This is a genomic window from Streptomyces sp. NPDC057743 (assembly GCF_042798755.1).
GTDB lineage: Bacteria > Actinomycetota > Actinomycetes > Streptomycetales > Streptomycetaceae > Streptomyces.
This window is the reverse complement of sequence record NZ_JBHVJX010000068.1, coordinates 1-19,139: the sequence shown is the minus strand read 5'-3', so window position 1 is coordinate 19,139 and position 19,139 is coordinate 1. Positions and strand designations below refer to the sequence as shown.

The following is a 19,139-nucleotide window of genomic DNA, read 5'->3' as shown; positions in this document are numbered from 1 at the left end:
CACGGCGAACTCGGCCACATCACCCCCACCGAGCACAAGGCCGCCTACTCCGCGGCCGAACCCTCTGCGTCACTCCAGAAAACCAGCTAACTCACTCTCCACGAAACCCGGGGCTTGACACTACGGCTCGCCGCGCGTGCACGCCGTGTTGAAACACGAAGGCACCCGGGTGGGCCGTAGATCCCGCCGGACTCGGCGTGGATCTGTTTGATCCGCTCGGTCAGCTCGACGTCGCGGCACCGCCGTTGGCACGGCTTCTTCTCCGCGCGGCGCCAGCGGTAGTAGGTGGAGGAGGGAATGTGCAGTTCCCGCAGAACGCACTCGACTCCCAGGCGGGGATGCTCGTCAACGAGCGCGGTCACCTGGGCCGGGTCGGGTCAAGTTGCGCCGCGAAAAAAGCGGAGGCCGTCCGCAGGACGTCGTTGGCCCGCTTGAGCTGCGCGTTCTCCTTGCGCAGGGCCACCAGCTCGGCACGTTCGTCGGTGGTGAGCCGGTCAGCGCGCTCGCCGGCATCCGCCTCGGCCTGGCGGATCCAGCCGCGCAGAGCCTCGGGATGCACGCCGAGATCGACAGCCAGTCGCTTGATCTGCGGCTTCGGATCGCAGGTACGATCCATCCGTACCGCACGCTCACGCAACTCCAGCGAGTACTTTCTGGGTGCAGCCATGATCACAGGTCCTCTCATGAATCCCATCTGACCCGCTGTCAACTTCCTTCGCACCTCGGGGGAACCTCACCGCCAGAGATATCCCCGCATCGTTCAGAACTACCTCCACGCCCGCCACATCCGCTATACCCTCGATTAGGCAACCAGATCATCTCGCTTCAATATCGGCCTCATCCCTGGCAGTGGGATCGTGGCTGTGTACGCCCGGGGCACGCTGCGGCAAGGTATCGGCATCCTCGATCTCCCCTTGCCGGCCCCTCACCCGAGGGCACACAGTGGATCAAAGCCTACCGCCACTGGGCCAGCTGCCCCTACCACTTACCCGTACTTGATGATTGGTCATTCCGTCCGGCACAGCGTCGATACGGTGACGCCAATGCGCACATTGGATTCGGAGAGATACAAAACGTGACCAACTTGGCCCGCTCGCAGTCTGACCAGGCCCCGCGGCCCTCACTCGGCGAGCTGATCAAACGCAGTGCTGACCTCAAACGGCAGCTTGCCGACTACGTGCAAGGCCCGTGCTGCGCCCGCCATCTGGCCGCGGCACTGCTGGAAGCAGAATCAGATCACGGCCTGGACGATGCGGGAGTCATTAGCGTCATCGACCGCTTCGCGCTGCAACACCGCCTACCCGACGGACGCACCCCGGTGGAGAGGTTCACGGCCTCCTGCCCGGACTTGTCCGCCATCGAACAGGAAATGCTGCTGGGGTGGCAGGATGCAGTCGAGGGAGCGTTCGAGATCCAAGCCAAGGACGGCGATGCCGTCAGGCTGTTGAACCTCCTCGATGACTTCGAATACCAAACCTATTCCAACGTGGGCCGAAAAGCCTTCCGCAGCATGGCCAAGGGCGATTTCATCATTGGCAGGCTCGTGCCCATTGCCCCGCATCCGGGATGCTGGCTCGTCTCCGGATCCCTGGCTTACTGTCGCAAGTCCGACAGCCCCCGGATCGCCCAGATCGCCCTCCAGATGGCCACAAAGCATCCCGAGTTGGTCTTCCGTAATCCAGAGAAGATCGCCCAAGGATGGGAGCAGATGCACCGGGAACGCGAAGCATTTGTCACCTACTTCGGCAGTGACCAGGTCGTGCTCCCCCCGAGCGAAGCCGAAAACCGCATCAGCGCCTTCCACCAGCACCTGTGGCAGACCACCCGTGCAGAAGCGGGAAAACACGACCCCACCGAGCCCTTCCCTCAACAGCTGTCCTTCCAACTCCCCGAGTATCTTGCCGATGCCGACACCGTTGGCATCGTCTACGACTCGGTAGAGGGAATGAATCTCTACCGCAACTGGGGCCTGCTCGATGCCCTGTTCACCGCTCCCACCCTAGCCGCAAGCCAACGCCACGCAGATCTGCTACGCAGCTATGTGCGCGACACATCCATCTCGCCGTTGCCCTTCCAACGGATGGCCGCCGCCCACCCAACCACGGTGGACACTGTGATTAGCAAGGTTCTACGCAAACCCGGCTTCAGCTGGGCCCAGCATGGCGAGGCATGGCTTCGGCGGCGCAAGGCGGACTATTTCGAACGTGAGCCCCGCCCCAATGTCTCAGTGATCGGTGACCGCTTGGCCGAACTCGCCGCCACCAGCCGCTTCTAGGAGATATGCGGTGACGGTCAAGGAGTGGTCGAGGCCAGCTGCTCACACGGTGATCCGGGTGCTCATCTCGAATCGAGCTCGATCGCCTCTTGGAGCATGGGACAGAGTCATCGTGACTTCCTCCGTTTGAACTGGTCGTTCAGCTCGGAGAGTTGCACGATGCCGGTTCGTTACTTGTCAACTTGCTTGCAAGTCAGGTGCGTTGAAGTGGTGCCGGGGTCGGGGTGGTTGTTCTTACGCGGCCAGAGTCATGGAGGCGGTGCCGGTGATGGTGTTCCAGGTGGTGCAGCGGCGAGTCATTTCGGTGCGGTACGCGGTGGCGGGCATCAGGTGACGCGGGGGCCGGAAGTGGGGTGAGATCCGGCTGAACATGGCGAGGAGTCTCTGGGCGGTGGCGACGGAGCGGAGGCCCTGCATAGCGTACTCGCGCTGCCGTGTAAGCAGATGGGAAAATTCGGCGCGATTGTTCAGGTACTTCGAACTCCGTTGCTCGACTGAGAGCGTCACGGTGCGGTGAGCTGCCCCGTAGGAACGCAGCTTGTCAGTCACGATCTCCCGGGGGCACGGTCTCGGCGCCTCTGAGGAGCTTGCGGAAGAACCGCCTGGCCGTGGCCGCTTCCCGGCGGTCAGTGACCAAGATGTCCAACACGTTGCCGTCGCGGCGCCCACGGCCCGCCACAGGTAGCTCTGACGGTCGTGGGCTTTGATGAACACCTCATCGAGATGCCACTCGTCGCCGGATATCGGGCCGCGCCGGCGCAGCGCCGCGGCGTAGTCGGGGCCGAACTTGAGTGACCACTGCCGCACCGCCTCGTAGGAAACGACGCCGCCGCGCTCGAGGATGAGCTCCTCGTGCGCCCGCAGGCTCAGCGAGAAGCGGTGGTACAGCCAGACGCAGTGCGCGATCACCTCGGAGGGGTAGCGGTAGCCCTTGTACGACGGCACTGCTGGCTTCCACGAACGGGCCCTCCCCGAGACGAACAATCAGAAGATGGCCTCATGGGCGCCACTCGCCAAGTTGATAGGGCCGTTACGAGCCTCGGGCAGCCAACAACGTGGGAAGCCTCAACTCACCCCATACACCGGCCGCCCCGCCCGCGCAGCCAATAGCAGCTCGCGGGCCGCGGCGCCCGCCTCCCCCGGGGACCACCGTGCCCCCTTGTCCACCGTTGGCCCGGGGCGCCACCCTTCCATCACGGTGATGCGGCCCCCCTCGGCCTCGAAGACTCGTCCGGTGACACCGGTGCAGTCGGCCGACGCGAGCCAGACGACGAGGGGCGAGACGTTCTCCGGGGCCATCGCATCGAAGGCGCCCTCGACGGGCGCCATGGTCGAGGCGAACGTCCGTTCCGTCATGCGGGTGCGGGCCGCCGGCGCGAGGGCGTTGACGTGGACGCCGTAGCGGGCGAGTTCCGCCGCGGCAACCAGGGTGAGGCCGAGGATGCCGGCCTTGGCCGCGGAGTAGTTGGCCTGGCCGACGCTGCCCAACAGCCCGGCGCCGGAGCTGGTGTTGACGACCCGCGCTTCGGGCGTGCGCCCCGCCTTGGACTCGGCGCGCCAATGCGCGGCGGCGTGCTTCAACGGGAGGAAGTGGCCCTTGAGATGGACCCGCATCACCGCGTCCCAGTCGTCCTCGGCGAGGTTGACCAGCATCCTGTCGCGCAGGAAGCCGGCGTTGTTCACCAGGGCGTCCAGGCGGCCGAAGGCGTCCAGGGCGGTGGCGACGAGGGAGGCGGCGCCGTCATCGGTGGCGATGTCGCCGGTGTGCGCGACGGCCCGGCCGCCGTGCGCGCGGATCTCCTCGACGACCTGTTGGGCGGGCCCGGCGGAGCCGCCCGCGCCGTCGGCCGCCACACCCAGGTCGTTGACGACGACGGCGGCGCCCTCAGCGGCGAGCGCGCGGGCGTGGGCGCGGCCCAGGCCGCGGCCGGCCCCGGTGACGGCGGCGACGCGTCCGGTGCAAATTCCGGTCATCTCATGGCTCCTTGGGGTGGTTGACGGTGGCGGCGTCGAGGAAGGCGGGGCGTTCCCCGCCGCCGTGGACGAGCAGGCTGGCGCCGCTGACGTAGCGGGCGCGACCGGAGGCGAGGAAGACGCAGGCGTCGCCGACCTCGGCGGGGTCGGCGAGCCGGCCGAGCGGCACGGTGGCCTCGACGGCGGCGACGCCGGCCTCGTCCCCGTAGTGGAGGGCGGCCAGTTCGGTGCGGACCATGCCGAGGACGACGGTGTTGACGCGGACGTGCGGGGCCCATTCGACGGCCATCGAGCGGGCGAGGTTGTCCAGGCCGGCCTTGGCGGCGCCGTAGGCGGCGGTGCCGGGTGAGGGGCGGGTGCCGCTGACGCTGCCGATCATGATCACCGAGCCGCCGTCCGGCTGTTCGCGCATCACCTCGTACGCGGCGAGCGAGGCGGTCAGGGGTGCGGTCAGGTTGAGTTCGACGACGCGGGCGTGGCGTTCCGCGGTGGTCTCGCCAAGCAGTCGGTAGGGGGTGCCGCCGGCGTTGTTGACCAGGCAGTCCAGGCGTCCGTGGTCGGCGGCGACGGTGCCGAAGAAGCCCCGGACGGCGTCGGGTTGGCGCAGGTCGAGGGGGTGGAAGCGGGCGGTGCGGCCGTCGGCTGCAAGGGGCGTCTGCGGTGGTCGGCGGGCGCAGACGACGACCTCGGCGCCGGCCCGGAGGAACGCGCGGGCGATGCCGGCGCCGACGCCCCTGGTGCCGCCGGTGACCACGGCGACGCGTCCGGTCAGATCGAGGTTCAGGGACAACTGGTACCTCCCGCGACGGGCGATCCGCTGCTAACTTCGCTACCTAACAAACGCTTGGTGGAAAGGTAGCTGATCTGCTCATGGGTGTCTCCACCTCCGCGCCCGACCGCGGCGTCGCGGTCGTCACCGTCGACTTCCCGCCGGTCAACGCCCTGCCCGTACAAGGCTGGTACGACCTCGCCGACGCGGTCCGGGCCGCCGGCCGCGACCCCGCCGTCCGCTGTGTGCTGCTCACCGCCGAGGGGCGCGGCTTCAACGCCGGCGTCGACATCAAGGAGCTGCAGCGGGACGCCGCGGCCGGCGGCCACGGGGCGCTGCTCGGCGCCAACGGCGGCTGCGCCGAGGCGTTCGCGGCGGTCTACGACTGCGCGGTACCGGTGGTCGCCGCCGTGCACGGCTTCTGCCTGGGCGGTGGCATCGGGCTGGTCGGCAACGCCGATGCGATCGTGGCGAGCGAGGACGCGACCTTCGGGCTGCCGGAGTTGGACCGGGGCGCGCTGGGCGCCGCCACCCACCTCGCCCGACTCGTCCCCCAACACCTCATGCGGGCGCTGTACTTCACCTCGCGGACCGTCACGGCACACGAACTCCACGCGCACGGCTCGGTGTGGAAAGTGGTGCCGGCAGCTGAACTGCGCGGCGCGGCCATGGAGTTGGCGCGGGAGATCGCGGGCAAGGACGGCTATCTGCTGCGGCTCGCGAAGGCCGCCCTCAACGGCATCGACCCGGTCGACGTCCGCCGCAGCTACCGCTTCGAGCAGGGCTTCACCTTCGAGGCCAACCTCAGCGGGGTCGCGGACCGGGTCCGCGACGCCTTCGGCGCATCCGGCAAGGAGGCACGCGCGTGACCGACAAGACCATGACCCCCGAGGACGTGGTGGCGCGCCTGCGCAGCGGCATGACCCTGGGCATCGGCGGCTGGGGCGCCCGCCGCAAGCCGATGGCGCTGGTGCGGGCGCTGCTGCGGTCCGACGTCACCGACCTGACCGTGGTCTCCTACGGCGGGCCGGACGTGGGACTGTTGGCGGCCGCGGGGAGGATCCGCACGCTGGTCACCGCGTTCGTCACCCTCGACTCGATACCCCTGGAGCCGCACTTCCGCGCGGCCCGTCAGCAGGGCGCGTTCGCGCTGCGGGAGCTCGACGAGGCGATGTTCATGTGGGGGCTGCACGCCGCCGCCAACCGACTGCCGTTCCTCCCCGTCCGGGCCGGCCTGGGCTCGGACGTGCTGCGGGTCAACCCCGAGCTGCGGACGGTCACTTCGCCGTACGAGGACGGCGAGACCTTCGTCGCCGCGCCCGCGCTGCGGATGGACGCGGCGCTGGTCCACGTCAACCGCGCCGACCGGCTCGGCAACGGCCAATACCTGGGCCCCGACCCGTACTTCGACGACCTGTTCTGCGAGGCGGCGGAGTGCGCCTATGTCTCCTGCGAGCGGGTGGTGGACGACTTCGGCGCCGCACCCCCGCAGACCCTGCTGCTCAAACGCCATGCCGTCACCGGCGTCGTGGAGACCCCGCACGGCGCGCACTTCACCTCCTGCGCGCCGGACTACGACCGCGACGAGGCGTATCTGAAGCTCTATGCGACCACGCCCTGGCCGGAGTTCGCCGCGCGCTTCCTGCACGGGGACGAGAAGGACTACCAGTCGGCCGTCCAGACCTGGCACGAGGAGCAGCGATGACCAGCCGCGCCGAATACGCCGTGCTCGCCTGCGCCGATGCCTGGCGTGACAACGGCGAGGTGCTCGCCAGCCCGATGGGCACCGTCCCGTCCATCGGGGCCCGGCTCGCCAGGCTCACCTTCTCCCCCGACCTGCTCCTCACCGACGGCGAGGCGCTGTTGGTCGGCCCGGACGGACGGGTCGAGGGCTGGCTGCCCTACCGCCAGCACCTGGCCCTGGCCACCGGCGGCAGGCGGCATGTGATGATGGGCGCCAGTCAGCTCGACCGGTTCGGCAACCAGAACATCTCCTGCATCGGTGACTGGGAACGCCCCACCCGACAGCTCCTCGGCGTCCGCGGAGCGCCCGTCAACACCCTGAACAACCCGACGAGTTACTGGGTTCCCCAGCACTCCCGGCGGGTCTTCGTCGAGCGGGTGGACATGGTCTGCGGGGTCGGCTACGACAGTGCGGCCGCCGCCGGGCCGTCCGCCACCCGCTACCACCGCATCCCGCGGGTGGTCAGCAACCTCGGCGTCTTCGACTTCGCCACCCCGGACCACTCGATGCGCCTGGCGTCGGTCCACCCCGGCGTCACCGTCGAGGAGGTGCTGGACGCCACCGGCTTCGAGCTGGCCCGCCCGGACGAGGTGCCGTACACCCGCGAACCGACCGCCGAGGAGCTGCGGTTGATCCGCGAGGTGATCGATCCACAGGGGCTGCGCGACCGCGAGGTGCCGGCGTGACCGCCGAGCCCACCGCGACGGCCGGGGACGCCGGGGGCGCCGGAAAGACGGAGGGCGCCGGTAAGACCGGGGCGGCTCCCGTCCTCGCCACCCCGCTGACCAAGCTGGTCGGAGTGCGGCACCCGCTCGTGCAGACCGGGATGGGGTGGGTGGCCGGCCCCCGGCTGGTCTCCGCCGCCGCCAACGCGGGCGCGCTGGGCATCCTCGCCTCGGCGACCATGACTCCCGGGCAACTGCGGTCGGCGATCCGGGAGGTGGCGTCCCGTACGGACCGGCCGTTCGGGGTCAACCTCCGGGCGGACGCGGGCGATGCGGCCGAGCGGGTGCGGATCGTCATCGACGAGGGCGTGCGCGTCGCCTCCTTCGCGCTGGCGCCGTCCCGGGAGCTGATCGCCCGCCTCAAGGACGCGGGGGTGGTGGTCATCCCGTCCATCGGCGCCCGGCGGCACGCCGAGAAGGTCGCGGCCTGGGGCGCCGACGCGGTGGTCGTCCAGGGCGGCGAGGGCGGCGGGCACACCGGGAGCGTCGCCACCACCGTGCTGCTCCCCCAGGTCGTGGACGCGGTCGACATCCCGGTGATCGCCGCGGGCGGGTTCTTCGACGGCCGCGGCCTGGTCGCCGCGCTCGCCTACGGTGCGGCCGGGATCGCCATGGGCACCCGCTTCCTGCTCACCTCGGACAGCACCGTGCCGCCGGCCGTCCAGGCACGCTATCTGGCGGCGGCGGTCAAGGACGTCACCGTCACCACCAAGGTCGACGGGCTGCCGCACCGGATGCTCCGCAGCGAACTGGTCGCGTCCCTGGAACGTTCCGGGCGCGCCGCCGCGCTGCTGACGGCGGTGCGGCACGCCGCGTCGTTCCGGAAGCTGTCCGGGCTGAGCTGGCCCCAACTGGTCCGCGACGGGCTGGCGATGAGGCGCGGCAAGGACCTGACCTGGAGTCAGGTGCTGTTGGCGGCCAATACCCCGATGCTGCTCAAGGCGTCGATGGTGGACGGCCGCACGGACCTCGGCGTGATGGCCTCCGGCCAGGTCGCCGGGGTGATCGAGGACCTTCCGTCGTGCGCCGAACTGGTCGACCGGATCATGACCGAGGCACACCGGACGCTGACGGACCTGCCTGGTTGCTGACTGGTCGTCAATCCCCCAGATATTCCGGACACATGTCACACCGAAGGCTCGGATCGCCGCGCTAACGATGCGCGCCGACCCGAGCCGAAGGCACCAATTACCTCACGTCTCGACTATTTTGACGTGGCATCACATCCGCTCAATGATCGTCACATTGGCCTGGCCGCCGCCCTCGCACATGGTCTGGAGGCCGAACCGCCCTCCGGTTCGCTCCAGTTCGTTGAGGAGCGTGGTCATCAGCCGGACGCCGGTCGCGCCCAGCGGGTGGCCGAGGGCGATGGCGCCGCCGTTGACGTTGACCCGATCCGGGTCGGCGCCGGTCTCCTTCAGCCAGGCCAACACCACCGGTGCGAACGCCTCGTTGATCTCGACCAGGTCGATGTCGTCGAGGGTCAGCCCGGTCTTCTTCAGCGCGTGCGCGGTGGCGGGGATCGGCGCGGAGAGCATCCGGATCGGGTCCTCGCCGCGGACCGAGAGGTGGTGGATGCGGGCCCGCGGGGTCAGGCCGTGCTCGGCCACCGCCCGCTCGGAGGCGAGCAGCACGACGGCGGCGCCGTCGGAGACCTGCGAGGAGACCGCGGCGGTCAGTCGGCCGCCCTCGACGACGGGGGCCAGCGAGGCCATCTTCTCCAGTGAGGTGTTCCGCCGGGGGCCCTCGTCGGCGGCGACGTCCCCGTAGGCGACGATCTCGCGGTCGAAACGGCCCTCGTCCTGGGCGTGGATGGCCCGTTGATGGGAGCGGAGCGCGAACTCCTCCATGTCCCGGCGGGAGATGCCCCACTTGGTGGCGATCAGTTCGGCGCCGTGGAACTGGTTGACGGGCTGATCGCCGTAGCGGGCCCGCCAGCCCTCGGAGCCGGCGAAGGGGCCCTGGGTGAGGCCGAGCGGCTCGGCGGCCTGGCGGCTGGCGAACGCGATCGGGACCTGCGACATGTTCTGCACCCCGCCGGCGACGACCAGGTCCTGGGTGCCGGAGAGCACTGCCTGTGCGGCGAAGTGCAGCGCCTGCTGCGAGGAGCCGCACTGCCGGTCGACGGTGACGCCGGGCACCTCCTCCGGCAGCCCGGCGGCCAGCCAACTGGTTCGGGCGATGTCCCCGGCCTGCGGCCCGACGGCGTCCAGGCAGCCGAAGACGACGTCCTCCACCGCGGCCGGATCGATCCCGGTGCGTGCGACCAGGGCGGTCAGCACATGCGCCCCGAGGTCGGCCGGGTGGACGGCGGACAGTCCGCCGCCCTTCTTCCCCACCGGGGTGCGGACCGCGTCGACGATGTACGCCTCGGACATGGTGAACTCCTTGGTCCTTGGTCAGATTCTGCGGAGGTGCCGGTCAGTTCCGCAAGGCGATGCCGTCCAGCACGATGGACAGGTACTGGCGGGCGATCTCCTCGGGGGCGTGCTGTGCGCCCGGCCGGTACCAGGAGGCGGCGACCCAGACGGTGTCGCGCACGAACCGGTACGTCAGCCGGGGGTCGAGGTCGGCGCGAAAGGCCCCGTCGGCCACCCCGCGCTCCAGGGCGTCGAGCCAGGCCCGGGCGAAGCGGCGGCGGGCGTCGGCGAGGTAGCCGAAGCGTGGGTGGCGGTCGGCGAGGTGCCTGGCCTCCTTCTGGTAGATCGCGACCGCGGCGCGGTGCCGGTCGATCTCCCGGAAGGACTCGGTGACCAGGGCCTCGATGGTCTCTCGGGGGCCGAGTTCGGCCGCCAGGACCGCGTCGTAACCGGACCAGAGCTCGTCCAGGAAGGCGGTGAGGATCTCGTCGACCATCGATTCCTTGGAATCGAAGTGGTAGTAGAGGCTGCCGGCGAGCATGCCCGCGGCATCGGCGATCTGACGGACGGTGGTCGCGTTGTAGCCCTGCGCCGCGAACGCCTCCGCGGCGGTGGCGAGGAGTTGGCCGCGGCGCTCCTCAGGCATGTTGGGAGCTGACCGAGACGGTCTCCCCGGTCATGTACGAGGCGTAGTCGCCGGCCAGGAAGACGATCACGTTGGCGACCTCCCAGGGCTCGGCGTAGCGGCCGAACGCCTCCCGCTCGGTCAGTTCGGCCAGCAGCTCGGGGGTGGTGACCTTCACCAGGTGCGGATGCATGGCCAGGCTGGGCGAGACCGCGTTGATCCGCACGCCGTACTCGGCGGCCTCCACCGCGGCGCAGCGGGTCAGCGCCATCACGCCGGCCTTGGCGGCGGCGTAGTGGGCCTGGCCGCGCTGGGCGCGCCAGCCCACCACGGAGGCGTTGTTGACGATCACGCCGCCCGCGCCGGTCGCCCTCATCCGGCGGAGCGCGGCCCGGGTGCAGCGGAAGGTGCCGTTGAGGGTGACGTCGAGGACCGTCGTCCACTGGTCGTCGGTCATCTCGACGAGGTCCGCGGTGCCGCCGAGTCCGGCGTTGTTGACCACGATGTCGAGCCGGCCGTGGCGCTCCTCGGCGAGCGCGTAGAGCGCCGTCACCTGCTCCTCGTCCGTCACGTCGCACGGCAGTCCGGCGACGCGGTCGGCGCCGAACTCCCCGGCCAGCGCGGCCGTGCTCTCGGCCAGCCGCCGGGCGTGCGCGTCCCCGATGACGATCCGGGCGCCCTCCTCCAGGAACCGGCGGGCGGTGGCCCCGCCGATGCCGGCCCCCGCGGCGGCGGTGATCACGGCCGTCCGCCCCTTGAGCAGCTCGTGACCGGGCACATACGACGGCGCTGTCATGGCTTCGCCTCCCTGGGCAGGCCGAGAACCCGCTCGGCGATGGTGTTCCGCTGGATCTCGTGGGGCCCGCGTCGCGGGTGTCGACGCGGGAGATGAGGAAGAGCCGCTGCCCGTCGTCGAGTTCGTAGCCGGCGGCGTCCAAGTGCCCTGCCCAGACCGTGAGTTCAGTGAACGCCCGATGTTCCCAGTCGGGCCCGCCGCGGCCGCGCAGCGCGGCGAACTCCCCGGTGAGGTTGGCCGCAGCCCGTCACGGATCTCGGTGCGGAAGCTCTCGACGGCGGCAGGGGCCTCGACGCTGCTCATGGCCGTACATTAATCTACCAAACACTTGTTAGGGAAGGAGTCGCCGATGACCGCCGGCGAAGAGACGCCCGTGGTGCGCTATGCCCGGCAAGGCCCGGTCGCCACCGTCACGATGAACCGCCCGGACTACCGCAACGCCCAGAATTCCGCGATGACTTACGCCCTCGACCGCGCCTTCTACCGCGCCGCGGACGACGACGCGGTCAAGGCCGTGGTGCTGGCCGGCGAGGGCCGGCACTTCTCCGCCGGCCATGACATCGGCAGCCCCGGGCGGGACGCCCACCTCCCCTTCGACCGCAGGGCCGGACTCTGGTGGGACCACTGTGACAAGGCCGGCGCGGAGAGCCGCTACGCCCGCGAGTCCGAGGTCTATCTCGGGATGTGCCGCCGCTGGCGGGAGCTGCCCAAGCCGGTGATCGCCTCGGTCCAAGGCGCCTGCGTGGCGGGCGGGTTGATGCTCGCCTGGATCTGCGACCTGATCGTCGCCGCCGACGACGCCTTCTTCGCCGACCCGGTCGTCCGGATGGGCATTCCCGGCGTGGAGTACTTCGCCCACCCGTGGGTGATGCCCCCGCGGATCGCCAAGGAGTTCCTCTACACCGGCGACCGGATGCCCGCGCAACGGGCGTACGAACTGGGCATGGTCAACCGCGTCGTCCCGCGCGCCGAACTGGCCGCTCGTACGCGGGAGTTGGCGGAGCGCATAGCCGAGATGCCGCGGATGGGCCTGGCGCTGACCAAGCGCGCGGTCAACCAGGCCGAGGACCTCCAGGGCCTGCACCCCGGCCTGGACTCGGTCTTCGGGCTGCACCACCTCGCACACGCCCACAACGCCGAGACCGCCCGGGACTCGCTCGGCGGGATGGACATCGCGAGGATGAAGGAGGCCGGTTCCTGATGGACCTGGACGCAAGCGACGCCGACGCCGCGTTCCGGGCCGAGGCCCGTGCCTGGCTCGCCGCACACGTCCCCGCGACGCCGCTGCCGTCCCTGGAGACCCGCGAGGGCTTCGCCGCCCACCGCGCCTGGGAGGCCCAACTCGCCGCCGACCACTGGTCGGTGGTCTCCTGGCCGGCCCGGTACGGCGGCCGGGACGCCACCCTCTTCCAGTGGCTGATCTTCGAGGAGGAGTACTACGCCGCGGGCGCCCCCGGCCGGGTCAGCCAGAACGGCATCAGCCTGCTCGCGCCCACCCTCTTCGAGCACGGCACCCCGGAGCAACGCACCCGCGTCCTCGGGCCGATGGCCACCGGCGAGGTCATCTGGGCCCAGGCATGGTCCGAGCCCGAGGCCGGCTCGGACCTGGCCGCCCTGCGGTCCGCCGCCGTCCGCACCGACGGCGGCTGGCTGCTGCGCGGCCAGAAGACCTGGTCGTCCCGGGCCGCCTTCGCCGACCGCGCGTTCGGCCTGTTCCGCAGCGAACCGGGCGCCCCGCGCCCGCACCAGGGCCTGACGTATCTGATGTTCCCGCTGGACGCACCCGGGGTGACGGTGCGTCCGATCGGCCGACTGGACGGCAAACCGGCCTTCGCCGAGCTCTTCCTCGACGACGTCTTCGTCCCGGACGCGGACGTCATCGGCGAGCCGGGCCAGGGCTGGCGGGTGGCGATGAGCACCGCCGGCAACGAGCGCGGGCTGACCCTGCGCAGCCCCGGCCGCTTCACCGCGGCCGCCGACCGGCTCACCGCGCTGTGGCGGGAGACCGCCGACCCCGCCGACACCGCGCTGCGCGACCGGGTCGCCGACGCGGTGATCGGCGCCCGCGCCTATCAGCTCTTCACCTACGCCAACGCCTCCCGCATCGCCGCCGGAGGCACCCTCGGCGCGGAGTCCAGTCTCAACAAGGTCTTCTGGTCGGAGCTGGACATCGCCCTCCACGAGACCGCGTTGGACCTGCTCGGCCCGTACGGCGCGCTCGCCGACGACGCCGACGACGCGCCCGCGCACGGCAGTTGGGCCGAGGGCTACACGTTTTCCCTGGCCGGGCCGATCTACGCCGGCACCAACGAGATCCAGCGCAACATCATCGCCGAGCGGCTGCTCGGCCTGCCGAAGGAGACCAGGGCATGAGCGCGATCCTGCGCGCACCCAGGGGCGCGGCGTCCCGGGGCAGGACGTCCCGAGACGGGGCGTCCCCGGGCGTGGCGCCCTGGGATGGGCTCGTGGGAGGGCGCCGCCGATGCGCTTCCTACTGACCGACGAGCAACGGGAGTTCGCCCGCACGCTGGACTCCCTGCTGGGGGCGGCCGGCACCCCGGCCGCCGTCCGCGCCTGGGCCGTCGGCGAGCACAAGCCCGGCCGCGACCTGTGGGCCCGGCTCGCACAGACCGGGGTGTTCGCCCTCGCGGTTCCGGAGGAGCACGGCGGTATGGGGCCGTTGCCCCTCGAACTCGCCGTCGCCTTCATCGAGTTGGGACGGCACGCGGTCCCCGGCCCGCTGGTGGAGACCGTCGCGGCGGCGGCCTTTCTGCATCGGTTGGGCGACGGCGCCGCGGCCGGTGACTGGCTGCCGCGGATCGCGGTCGGGGACGCGGCCGTCGGGCTGTGCGCGGACGGCGAGCCGTTTGCGTTGGACGCGGATGCGGTTGACACCGTGCTGGTTGTCCGGGGCGATACGGTGTGCCGGACCGAGGCCCACGGGCCGGTGCAGCCCGGTCTCGATCCGGCCCGGCGGGTTGCGCGCCCGCTGGGCGGCACGGTGCTCGCCCGGGGGCCCGAGGTCGTTGCGGCCGCCTCCTACGCCACCGATGTTGCGCGGCTGCTTACCGCCGCCCAGGCGGTCGGGGTGGGGCGGGAGCTGCTGGCCCGAACCGTTGAATACGTGCGCCAGCGCAGCCAGTTCGGCCGGCCGATCGGGTCCTTCCAGGCGGTCAAGCACAGGCTGGCGGATGCGTTGGTGGGGGTGGAGTTCGCCGAGCCGTTGGTTTATGCGGGGGCGTTGGGGTTGGCCACCGGTGCGGCGCCTGCCGAGGGCGGTCAACTCTCCGCCGGGGCGGAGGTGGCGGCAGCCAAGGTGGCGGCCGGTGAGGCCGGTTATGCCGCGGCGCGGACCGCCCTCCAGTTGCACGGCGCGGTGGGCTACACCAACGAGCCGGATCTCTCGCTGTGGATGCGCAAGGCGCGGCCGTTGCGGGATGCGTGGGGTGGGCCCGGGGAGTGTCGGGCGCGGGTGTTGGCCGGATAGGAGGAAGAGCAAGCCCTGGGCGCCACCCACGCAAACGCCAACAAAAATTGACGCGTCATCACATCACCAAAACGCCCGCCCCCACCTACCGCAATCCCACTCCCCCCACGGGAGGGGACGGGCACCCAACACCCCCTGCGCCGCAGGCGCAAACCGCAACCCCCACGGCGGGAAAGCCGACAACGCGGGGCGCAGCGAGCCGCGCCTACGGGCGCCTGCGCCCCTCCTCGTCGGTGCCATCCGCGGCCGCCAACTCATCGAGGTCGGCCAACATCGCATCGGCCAGATCGCGTTCGGAGGCGTAGAAGCGTTCGGACCACTTCAGGACGAGCGCGGGGCAGGCCCATGCCGCGTCGGCGCGGGCGCCCTCGGCGTCGGCCTCGGCGCGCCGCCGCATCGTCTCGGCGTACTCGCGGTGCCGGCCCAGCACATCGCGCATCTGGTCGGCCTCCAACAGGTGCCCCAGCCACAGCCGCAGCATCACCCCGTGCTTGAGGACCGGCGGTTCCACCGGGGCCTCGCGCGCCCACCGCCGGACCGCCGCCATGCCGTCGTCGGTGATGACGTAGACCCGCTTGTCGCGGTTGCCGGTCTCCTGGGCGACCATCCGGGAGCTGACGTAGCCCACCTTCTCCAGGCGCTTGAGCTCGCCGTAGATCTGACTGAACGACGGGCTCCAGTAGAAGGAGCGCAGCGACCGGTCCGACCACTTCTTGAGGTCGTAGCCGGACAACTCCTCGCCGAACGAGAGGAGTCCGAGCACCGCCCAACTGGTCGCCGGCAGCGCCGGGCGCTCCATGTCGTCCCCTGCCCCGCGCGCCTTCTTCTCCGTCACGCTCCGCAGTCTACGGCCTCGCGGGCCGGGCCTGACGGGGCATCACTCGGCCCCCTTCCCTCTCCCTCCTATGCCTGCTAGACATATTTCGATTAGGGATACTCCGCTCTACTCCGCTCCCCCTCACCCCTCCAGAACGAGGAGGCAGTTCCGTGAAGTTCTCGATGATCTTCGAGGCGCAGCTGGCCGATCCCACGCCCGAACGGGAGCGCCGCATCCTCCACGACTGCGTCGAACAGGCCGTCTACGCCGAGGAGATGGGCTTCGACCGCGTCTGGGCGGTGGAGCACCACTCGCTCGCCCAGTACGCGCACATGAGCGCCTCGGAGATCTTCCTGACCTGGGTCGCCGCCCGGACGTCCCGGATCCGGATCGGTCACGGCGTGGTCACCATGCCGTTCGGCTACCAACACCCGGTCCGGGTCGCCGAGCGGGCCGCGATGCTCGACGTGCTCTCCGGCGGCCGGGTGGACCTCGGCGCCGGACGGGGCGCCACCAAGCAGGAGATGGCGATGTTCGGGGTGCGCCCCGAGGACACCTACCCGCAGCTGGAGGAGGCGCTGCGGATCGTCAGCAACGCCTGGCGGAACGACACCTTCGAGTGGCACGGCTCCCTCGACATCGGCCCCGGCGCGGTCCTCCCCCGGCCCGTACAGGCCCCGCACCCACCGCTGTTCATGGCGTGCAGCAAGCACGACACCCTCAAGCTCGCCGCCGAACTGGGCATCGGCGCCCTGGTGTTGGGGTTCGCCGGCGCCGACGACATCCGCACCATGCGCAGGGTCTACGACGAGGCGATCGCCACCCGCACCGGCGAGCGCTTCGTCTCCGACGCGGCCAACGACCAATTCTCCGCGCTCTGCCCGACCGTGGTGTTGGACGACGGCGCCGCCGCGCACCGCATCGGCACCCGCGGCCAGCGGTTCTTCGCCGAGGCGATCGCCCACTGGTACGGCAACGGCCCGGTGCCCACCGTCCACGACGAGCACGACGACCACGTGGCGGCGCTGGCGCAGGAACGCGAGGAGTTGGTCGCCAAGCTGCACGAGGCCGACATCCCGGCCCGGCCCGTCGACACCGGCACCTACAACGCCCGGCACGCCTACGGCACCGCCGAGGACGCCCTCGCCTACGTCGAGCAGTTGCGGGAGATCGGGGTGGACGAGGTGATGTGTCTGATCCAGATGGGCACCGTGCCGCAGGAGGTGTGCCTGGAGACCATCCGGCACTGGGGCGAGAGCGTCATCCCGCGCTTCCGGGCCCGTCAGGCGCGGGCATGACGGGCGACGGGGTGCGGCTGGACGGCAGGGTCGCGGTCCTCACCGGTGCCGGGCGGGGGCAGGGCGCGGCCGAGGCCCGGCTGTTCGTGGCGTCGGGCGCCCGGGTGGTGCTCGGCGACGTCCGCGAGGAGGAGGGGCGGGCGCTGACCGCCGAACTCGGCGACGCGGCCCGCTTCGTACGGCACGACGTCACCGAGGCGGACGGCTGGCGGGCGGTGGTGGAGACCGCGGTCGCGGCCTTCGGTCGGCTGGATGTCCTGGTGAACAACGCCGCGCTGTGGCACACCGCGCCGGTCGACCGGGAGACCGAGGAGAACTTCGACCGCCTGCTGCGGGTCAATCTGCTCGGCCCGTTCCTGGGCATCCGGGCGGTCGTCCCCGCGCTGCGGGAGGCCGGTGGCGGCTCGATCGTCAACGTCTCCTCGACCGCCGGCCTCCGCGGCATCCCGGGCCACTCGGCATACGGGGCAAGCAAGTTCGGGCTGCGCGGGCTGACCAGGTCCGCCGCGCTGGACCTGGCGGCGGACCGGATCCGGGTCAACTCGGTCCACCCGGGCGTGATCGACACCCCGATGGTGGCGGACGTGCTGGGCCCGGCCCCCGGTGAACAGGAGTGGCCGCGGGTGCCGTTGCGTCGCGTCGGCCGCCCGGAGGAGGTGGCCGAGTTGGTCCGCTTCCTGGCGTCCGACGCGTCCGGGTACATCACCGGCGCGGAGTTCGCGGTGGACGGGGGGCTGACCACCCGATGACCGGCACCCCGCACCGTCCCGCGGCCGGCGGCCGCGATCCGCTCGGCCCGTTGGCCCGTCGGATCGTGGACGCGATGACCGCGGGCTTCCCGGACCCGGCGCGCGGCCCGTTGGACGCCGCGGCGCTGCGCCGCGCCTCCCGGGCCGACCCGCCCGAGGCGGAGAGCGACGGGGCGACCTCGGTCGACCGCACCGTCCCCGGGCCGCCCGACGCCCCCGCCCTCCCGGTGCGGATCTACCGGCCAAACGCCCCCGCCGCCGGCCCCCGCCCGTTGGTGGTCTTCTGCCACGGTGGCGGCTGGGTGCTCTGCGACCTGGACACCCACGACGGGCTCTGCCGCCAACTCGCCCGTCGCGCCGGCGCGGTGGTGGTCTCGGTGGAGTACCGCCGGGCCCCGGAGGACCGCTTCCCGGCCGCCGCCGAGGACGCCTACGCGGCGACCCGGTGGGCGGTCGGGCACGCCGCCGAACTGGGCTGCGACGCGGCCCGGGTGGCGATCGCGGGCGACTCCAGCGGCGGCAATCTGGCCGCCGCGGTCGCCTTGATGGCCCGGGACCGCACCGGACCGCCGCTCGCCGCCCAGGTGCTGCTCTACCCGGCGCTCGACCACCGGCTGGCCGGCCGCTCGGCCGCCGACTACGCCACCGGCTTCTTCCACACCACGGCCCATATGCGCTGGTACTGGGAGCAGTACCTGGGCCCGGACGGCGACCCGACGCACCCCTACGCCGCCCCCGGCCGGGCCGCGGACCTGGCCGGTCTGCCGCCCGCGCTGCTGGTGCTGCCCGAGTGCGATCCGTTGCGGGACGAGGGGCGCGCCTACGGGCGGGCGCTGCGCCGTGCCGGCGTCCCGGCGCGGGTGGACGAATACCCGGGCGCCTTCCACGGGTTCCTCGGCGCGGCCGGTGTGCTGCCGACCGTGGACGACGCGCTGGACGCCGTAGCGCAGTGGCTCGTCGGCACCCTGAGTGACGGCGACGTGACGAGCCGGTGAGGGCCGGGTGGCGAGGATGGTGACAGTATGCGGGGGAGCCGTGGCGGCCCGTTGATGCGGTGCGCCACCGCACGTCGAGTGCCAGACTTGAAGCACCGCGCCCGGCTCCCGGCCGGAGCCCATGTGACCGAGGGGAACGACATGACCTGGGCATCTTGGACCACGGTGGGTATCCACGCCCGCCCCGGCGCGGTGCAGACCGAGGAGGTCGGCCCGATGCAGGGCGATCTGACCATCCACACCACGTGGTCGGAGGACGAGGCGCACGTCGCCGTCCAGTACACCGGGTCCTCGGACTGGTACACCATGGTCGGCAGCCCCGTGCCCTGCCACTCCGAGGAGGACAGTCGGGCCTTCCACCAGGCCGTCGTCGAGGCGGTCCGCGGCGGCGAGAAGGCCCACGCGTCACTGGAGGAGCTCTTCCGCACCGGCTAGTGCTGTGACCGGAAACGATCACCGGGTTGGTGTCGACCGACCTCGCCTCCGGTGGGATCAGGGGACGTAGATAGGGTGGGCTGGTGTTCT

19 protein-coding genes and 1 pseudogene are annotated in these 19,139 nt (G+C 71.3%); 12 read left to right on the top strand and 8 right to left on the bottom strand.

Annotated features, from left to right (window positions below):
• Positions 1-391: 391 nt before the first annotated feature.
• A pseudogene (locus ACFVFQ_RS37305) lies at positions 392-667 on the bottom strand (transposase); the annotation flags it as partial.
• Between the two features lie 408 nt (positions 668-1,075).
• Here ACFVFQ_RS37305 and ACFVFQ_RS37300 point away from each other — a divergent pair.
• Positions 1,076-2,275: a hypothetical protein gene (locus ACFVFQ_RS37300; RefSeq protein ID WP_383424985.1), complete on the top strand. Its 1,200-nt coding sequence runs from the start codon at positions 1,076-1,078 to the stop codon at positions 2,273-2,275.
• A gap of 234 nt (positions 2,276-2,509) precedes the next feature.
• On the opposite strand, the gene ACFVFQ_RS37295 is transcribed toward ACFVFQ_RS37300, so the two are convergent.
• The 3 genes from ACFVFQ_RS37295 to ACFVFQ_RS37285 form a co-directional block, all read right to left on the bottom strand.
• Entirely contained in the window at positions 2,510-3,220 is a 711-nt protein-coding gene (locus tag ACFVFQ_RS37295; protein WP_383424983.1) for an IS6 family transposase, read from the bottom strand.
• 120 nt (positions 3,221-3,340) lie between these two features.
• Positions 3,341-4,249: an SDR family oxidoreductase gene (locus ACFVFQ_RS37290; RefSeq protein WP_383424981.1), complete on the bottom strand. Its 909-nt coding sequence runs from the start codon at positions 4,247-4,249 to the stop codon at positions 3,341-3,343.
• A gap of 1 nt (position 4,250) precedes the next feature.
• The gene (locus tag ACFVFQ_RS37285) at positions 4,251-5,039 is read right to left on the bottom strand and encodes an SDR family oxidoreductase (RefSeq protein WP_383424979.1); all 789 of its coding nucleotides are present in this window, start codon (positions 5,037-5,039) and stop codon (positions 4,251-4,253) included.
• An 80-nt stretch (positions 5,040-5,119) separates the two neighbouring features.
• Between ACFVFQ_RS37285 and ACFVFQ_RS37280 the strand changes: the two genes are divergently transcribed.
• From ACFVFQ_RS37280 to ACFVFQ_RS37265, 4 genes are all read left to right on the top strand, one after another.
• Positions 5,120-5,887: an enoyl-CoA hydratase family protein gene (locus tag ACFVFQ_RS37280; RefSeq protein WP_383424977.1), complete on the top strand. Its 768-nt coding sequence runs from the start codon at positions 5,120-5,122 to the stop codon at positions 5,885-5,887.
• Positions 5,884-6,723 carry a CoA transferase subunit A gene (locus tag ACFVFQ_RS37275; protein WP_383424975.1) on the top strand — a complete coding sequence of 280 codons (840 nt, stop codon included), beginning with the start codon at positions 5,884-5,886 and terminating at the stop codon, positions 6,721-6,723. The genes ACFVFQ_RS37280 and ACFVFQ_RS37275 overlap by 4 nt, the downstream gene beginning before the upstream one ends.
• Positions 6,720-7,448: a CoA-transferase subunit beta gene (locus tag ACFVFQ_RS37270; RefSeq protein ID WP_383424973.1), complete on the top strand. Its 729-nt coding sequence runs from the start codon at positions 6,720-6,722 to the stop codon at positions 7,446-7,448. The genes ACFVFQ_RS37275 and ACFVFQ_RS37270 overlap by 4 nt, the downstream gene beginning before the upstream one ends.
• A 140-nt stretch (positions 7,449-7,588) precedes the next feature.
• The gene (locus ACFVFQ_RS37265) at positions 7,589-8,578 is read left to right on the top strand and encodes an NAD(P)H-dependent flavin oxidoreductase (RefSeq protein ID WP_383424989.1); all 990 of its coding nucleotides are present in this window, start codon (positions 7,589-7,591) and stop codon (positions 8,576-8,578) included.
• Positions 8,579-8,707: 129 nt separating this feature from the next.
• Here the strand turns inward: ACFVFQ_RS37265 and ACFVFQ_RS37260 are convergent, their stop codons facing one another.
• Genes ACFVFQ_RS37260 through ACFVFQ_RS37250 form a run of 3 tightly spaced genes read right to left on the bottom strand, consistent with a single transcriptional unit; the run spans position 8,708 to position 11,268 of the window.
• A complete protein-coding gene (locus ACFVFQ_RS37260) occupies positions 8,708-9,865 on the bottom strand; it encodes an acetyl-CoA C-acetyltransferase (protein WP_383424971.1) in 1,158 nt (385 codons plus the stop codon).
• 43 nt (positions 9,866-9,908) lie between these two features.
• Positions 9,909-10,493 (bottom strand): TetR/AcrR family transcriptional regulator, encoded by a 585-nt coding sequence (locus tag ACFVFQ_RS37255; RefSeq protein WP_383424969.1) that lies wholly within the window; start codon positions 10,491-10,493, stop codon positions 9,909-9,911.
• Positions 10,486-11,268 (bottom strand): SDR family oxidoreductase, encoded by a 783-nt coding sequence (locus tag ACFVFQ_RS37250; RefSeq protein WP_383424966.1) that lies wholly within the window; start codon positions 11,266-11,268, stop codon positions 10,486-10,488. The genes ACFVFQ_RS37255 and ACFVFQ_RS37250 overlap by 8 nt, the downstream gene beginning before the upstream one ends.
• Before the next feature lie 349 nt (positions 11,269-11,617).
• Here ACFVFQ_RS37250 and ACFVFQ_RS37245 point away from each other — a divergent pair, with 349 nt between their 5' ends.
• From ACFVFQ_RS37245 to ACFVFQ_RS37235, 3 genes are all read left to right on the top strand, one after another.
• On the top strand, positions 11,618-12,469 hold the full coding sequence (locus ACFVFQ_RS37245; protein ID WP_383424961.1) for an enoyl-CoA hydratase: 852 nt from the start codon (positions 11,618-11,620) through the stop codon (positions 12,467-12,469).
• Positions 12,469-13,641 carry an acyl-CoA dehydrogenase family protein gene (locus ACFVFQ_RS37240; RefSeq protein ID WP_383424959.1) on the top strand — a complete coding sequence of 391 codons (1,173 nt, stop codon included), beginning with the start codon at positions 12,469-12,471 and terminating at the stop codon, positions 13,639-13,641. The genes ACFVFQ_RS37245 and ACFVFQ_RS37240 overlap by 1 nt, the downstream gene beginning before the upstream one ends.
• Before the next feature lie 109 nt (positions 13,642-13,750).
• Positions 13,751-14,755: an acyl-CoA dehydrogenase family protein gene (locus ACFVFQ_RS37235; protein WP_383424957.1), complete on the top strand. Its 1,005-nt coding sequence runs from the start codon at positions 13,751-13,753 to the stop codon at positions 14,753-14,755.
• Between the two features lie 205 nt (positions 14,756-14,960).
• On the opposite strand, the gene ACFVFQ_RS37230 is transcribed toward ACFVFQ_RS37235, so the two are convergent.
• On the bottom strand, positions 14,961-15,554 hold the full coding sequence (locus tag ACFVFQ_RS37230; protein ID WP_383424987.1) for a PadR family transcriptional regulator: 594 nt from the start codon (positions 15,552-15,554) through the stop codon (positions 14,961-14,963).
• 188 nt (positions 15,555-15,742) lie between these two features.
• On the opposite strand from ACFVFQ_RS37230, the gene ACFVFQ_RS37225 reads away from it, so the two are divergent.
• From ACFVFQ_RS37225 to ACFVFQ_RS37210, 4 genes are all read left to right on the top strand, one after another.
• Entirely contained in the window at positions 15,743-16,870 is a 1,128-nt protein-coding gene (locus ACFVFQ_RS37225) for an LLM class flavin-dependent oxidoreductase (protein ID WP_383424955.1), read from the top strand.
• On the top strand, positions 16,867-17,619 hold the full coding sequence (locus ACFVFQ_RS37220) for a glucose 1-dehydrogenase (protein ID WP_383424953.1): 753 nt from the start codon (positions 16,867-16,869) through the stop codon (positions 17,617-17,619). The genes ACFVFQ_RS37225 and ACFVFQ_RS37220 overlap by 4 nt, the downstream gene beginning before the upstream one ends.
• Complete coding sequence (locus ACFVFQ_RS37215; protein ID WP_383424951.1) at positions 17,616-18,614, top strand: alpha/beta hydrolase; 999 nt, start codon at positions 17,616-17,618, stop codon at positions 18,612-18,614. The genes ACFVFQ_RS37220 and ACFVFQ_RS37215 overlap by 4 nt, the downstream gene beginning before the upstream one ends.
• Positions 18,615-18,755: 141 nt before the next feature.
• Positions 18,756-19,049 (top strand): hypothetical protein, encoded by a 294-nt coding sequence (locus ACFVFQ_RS37210; protein ID WP_383424949.1) that lies wholly within the window; start codon positions 18,756-18,758, stop codon positions 19,047-19,049.
• Positions 19,050-19,139 lie beyond the last annotated feature (90 nt).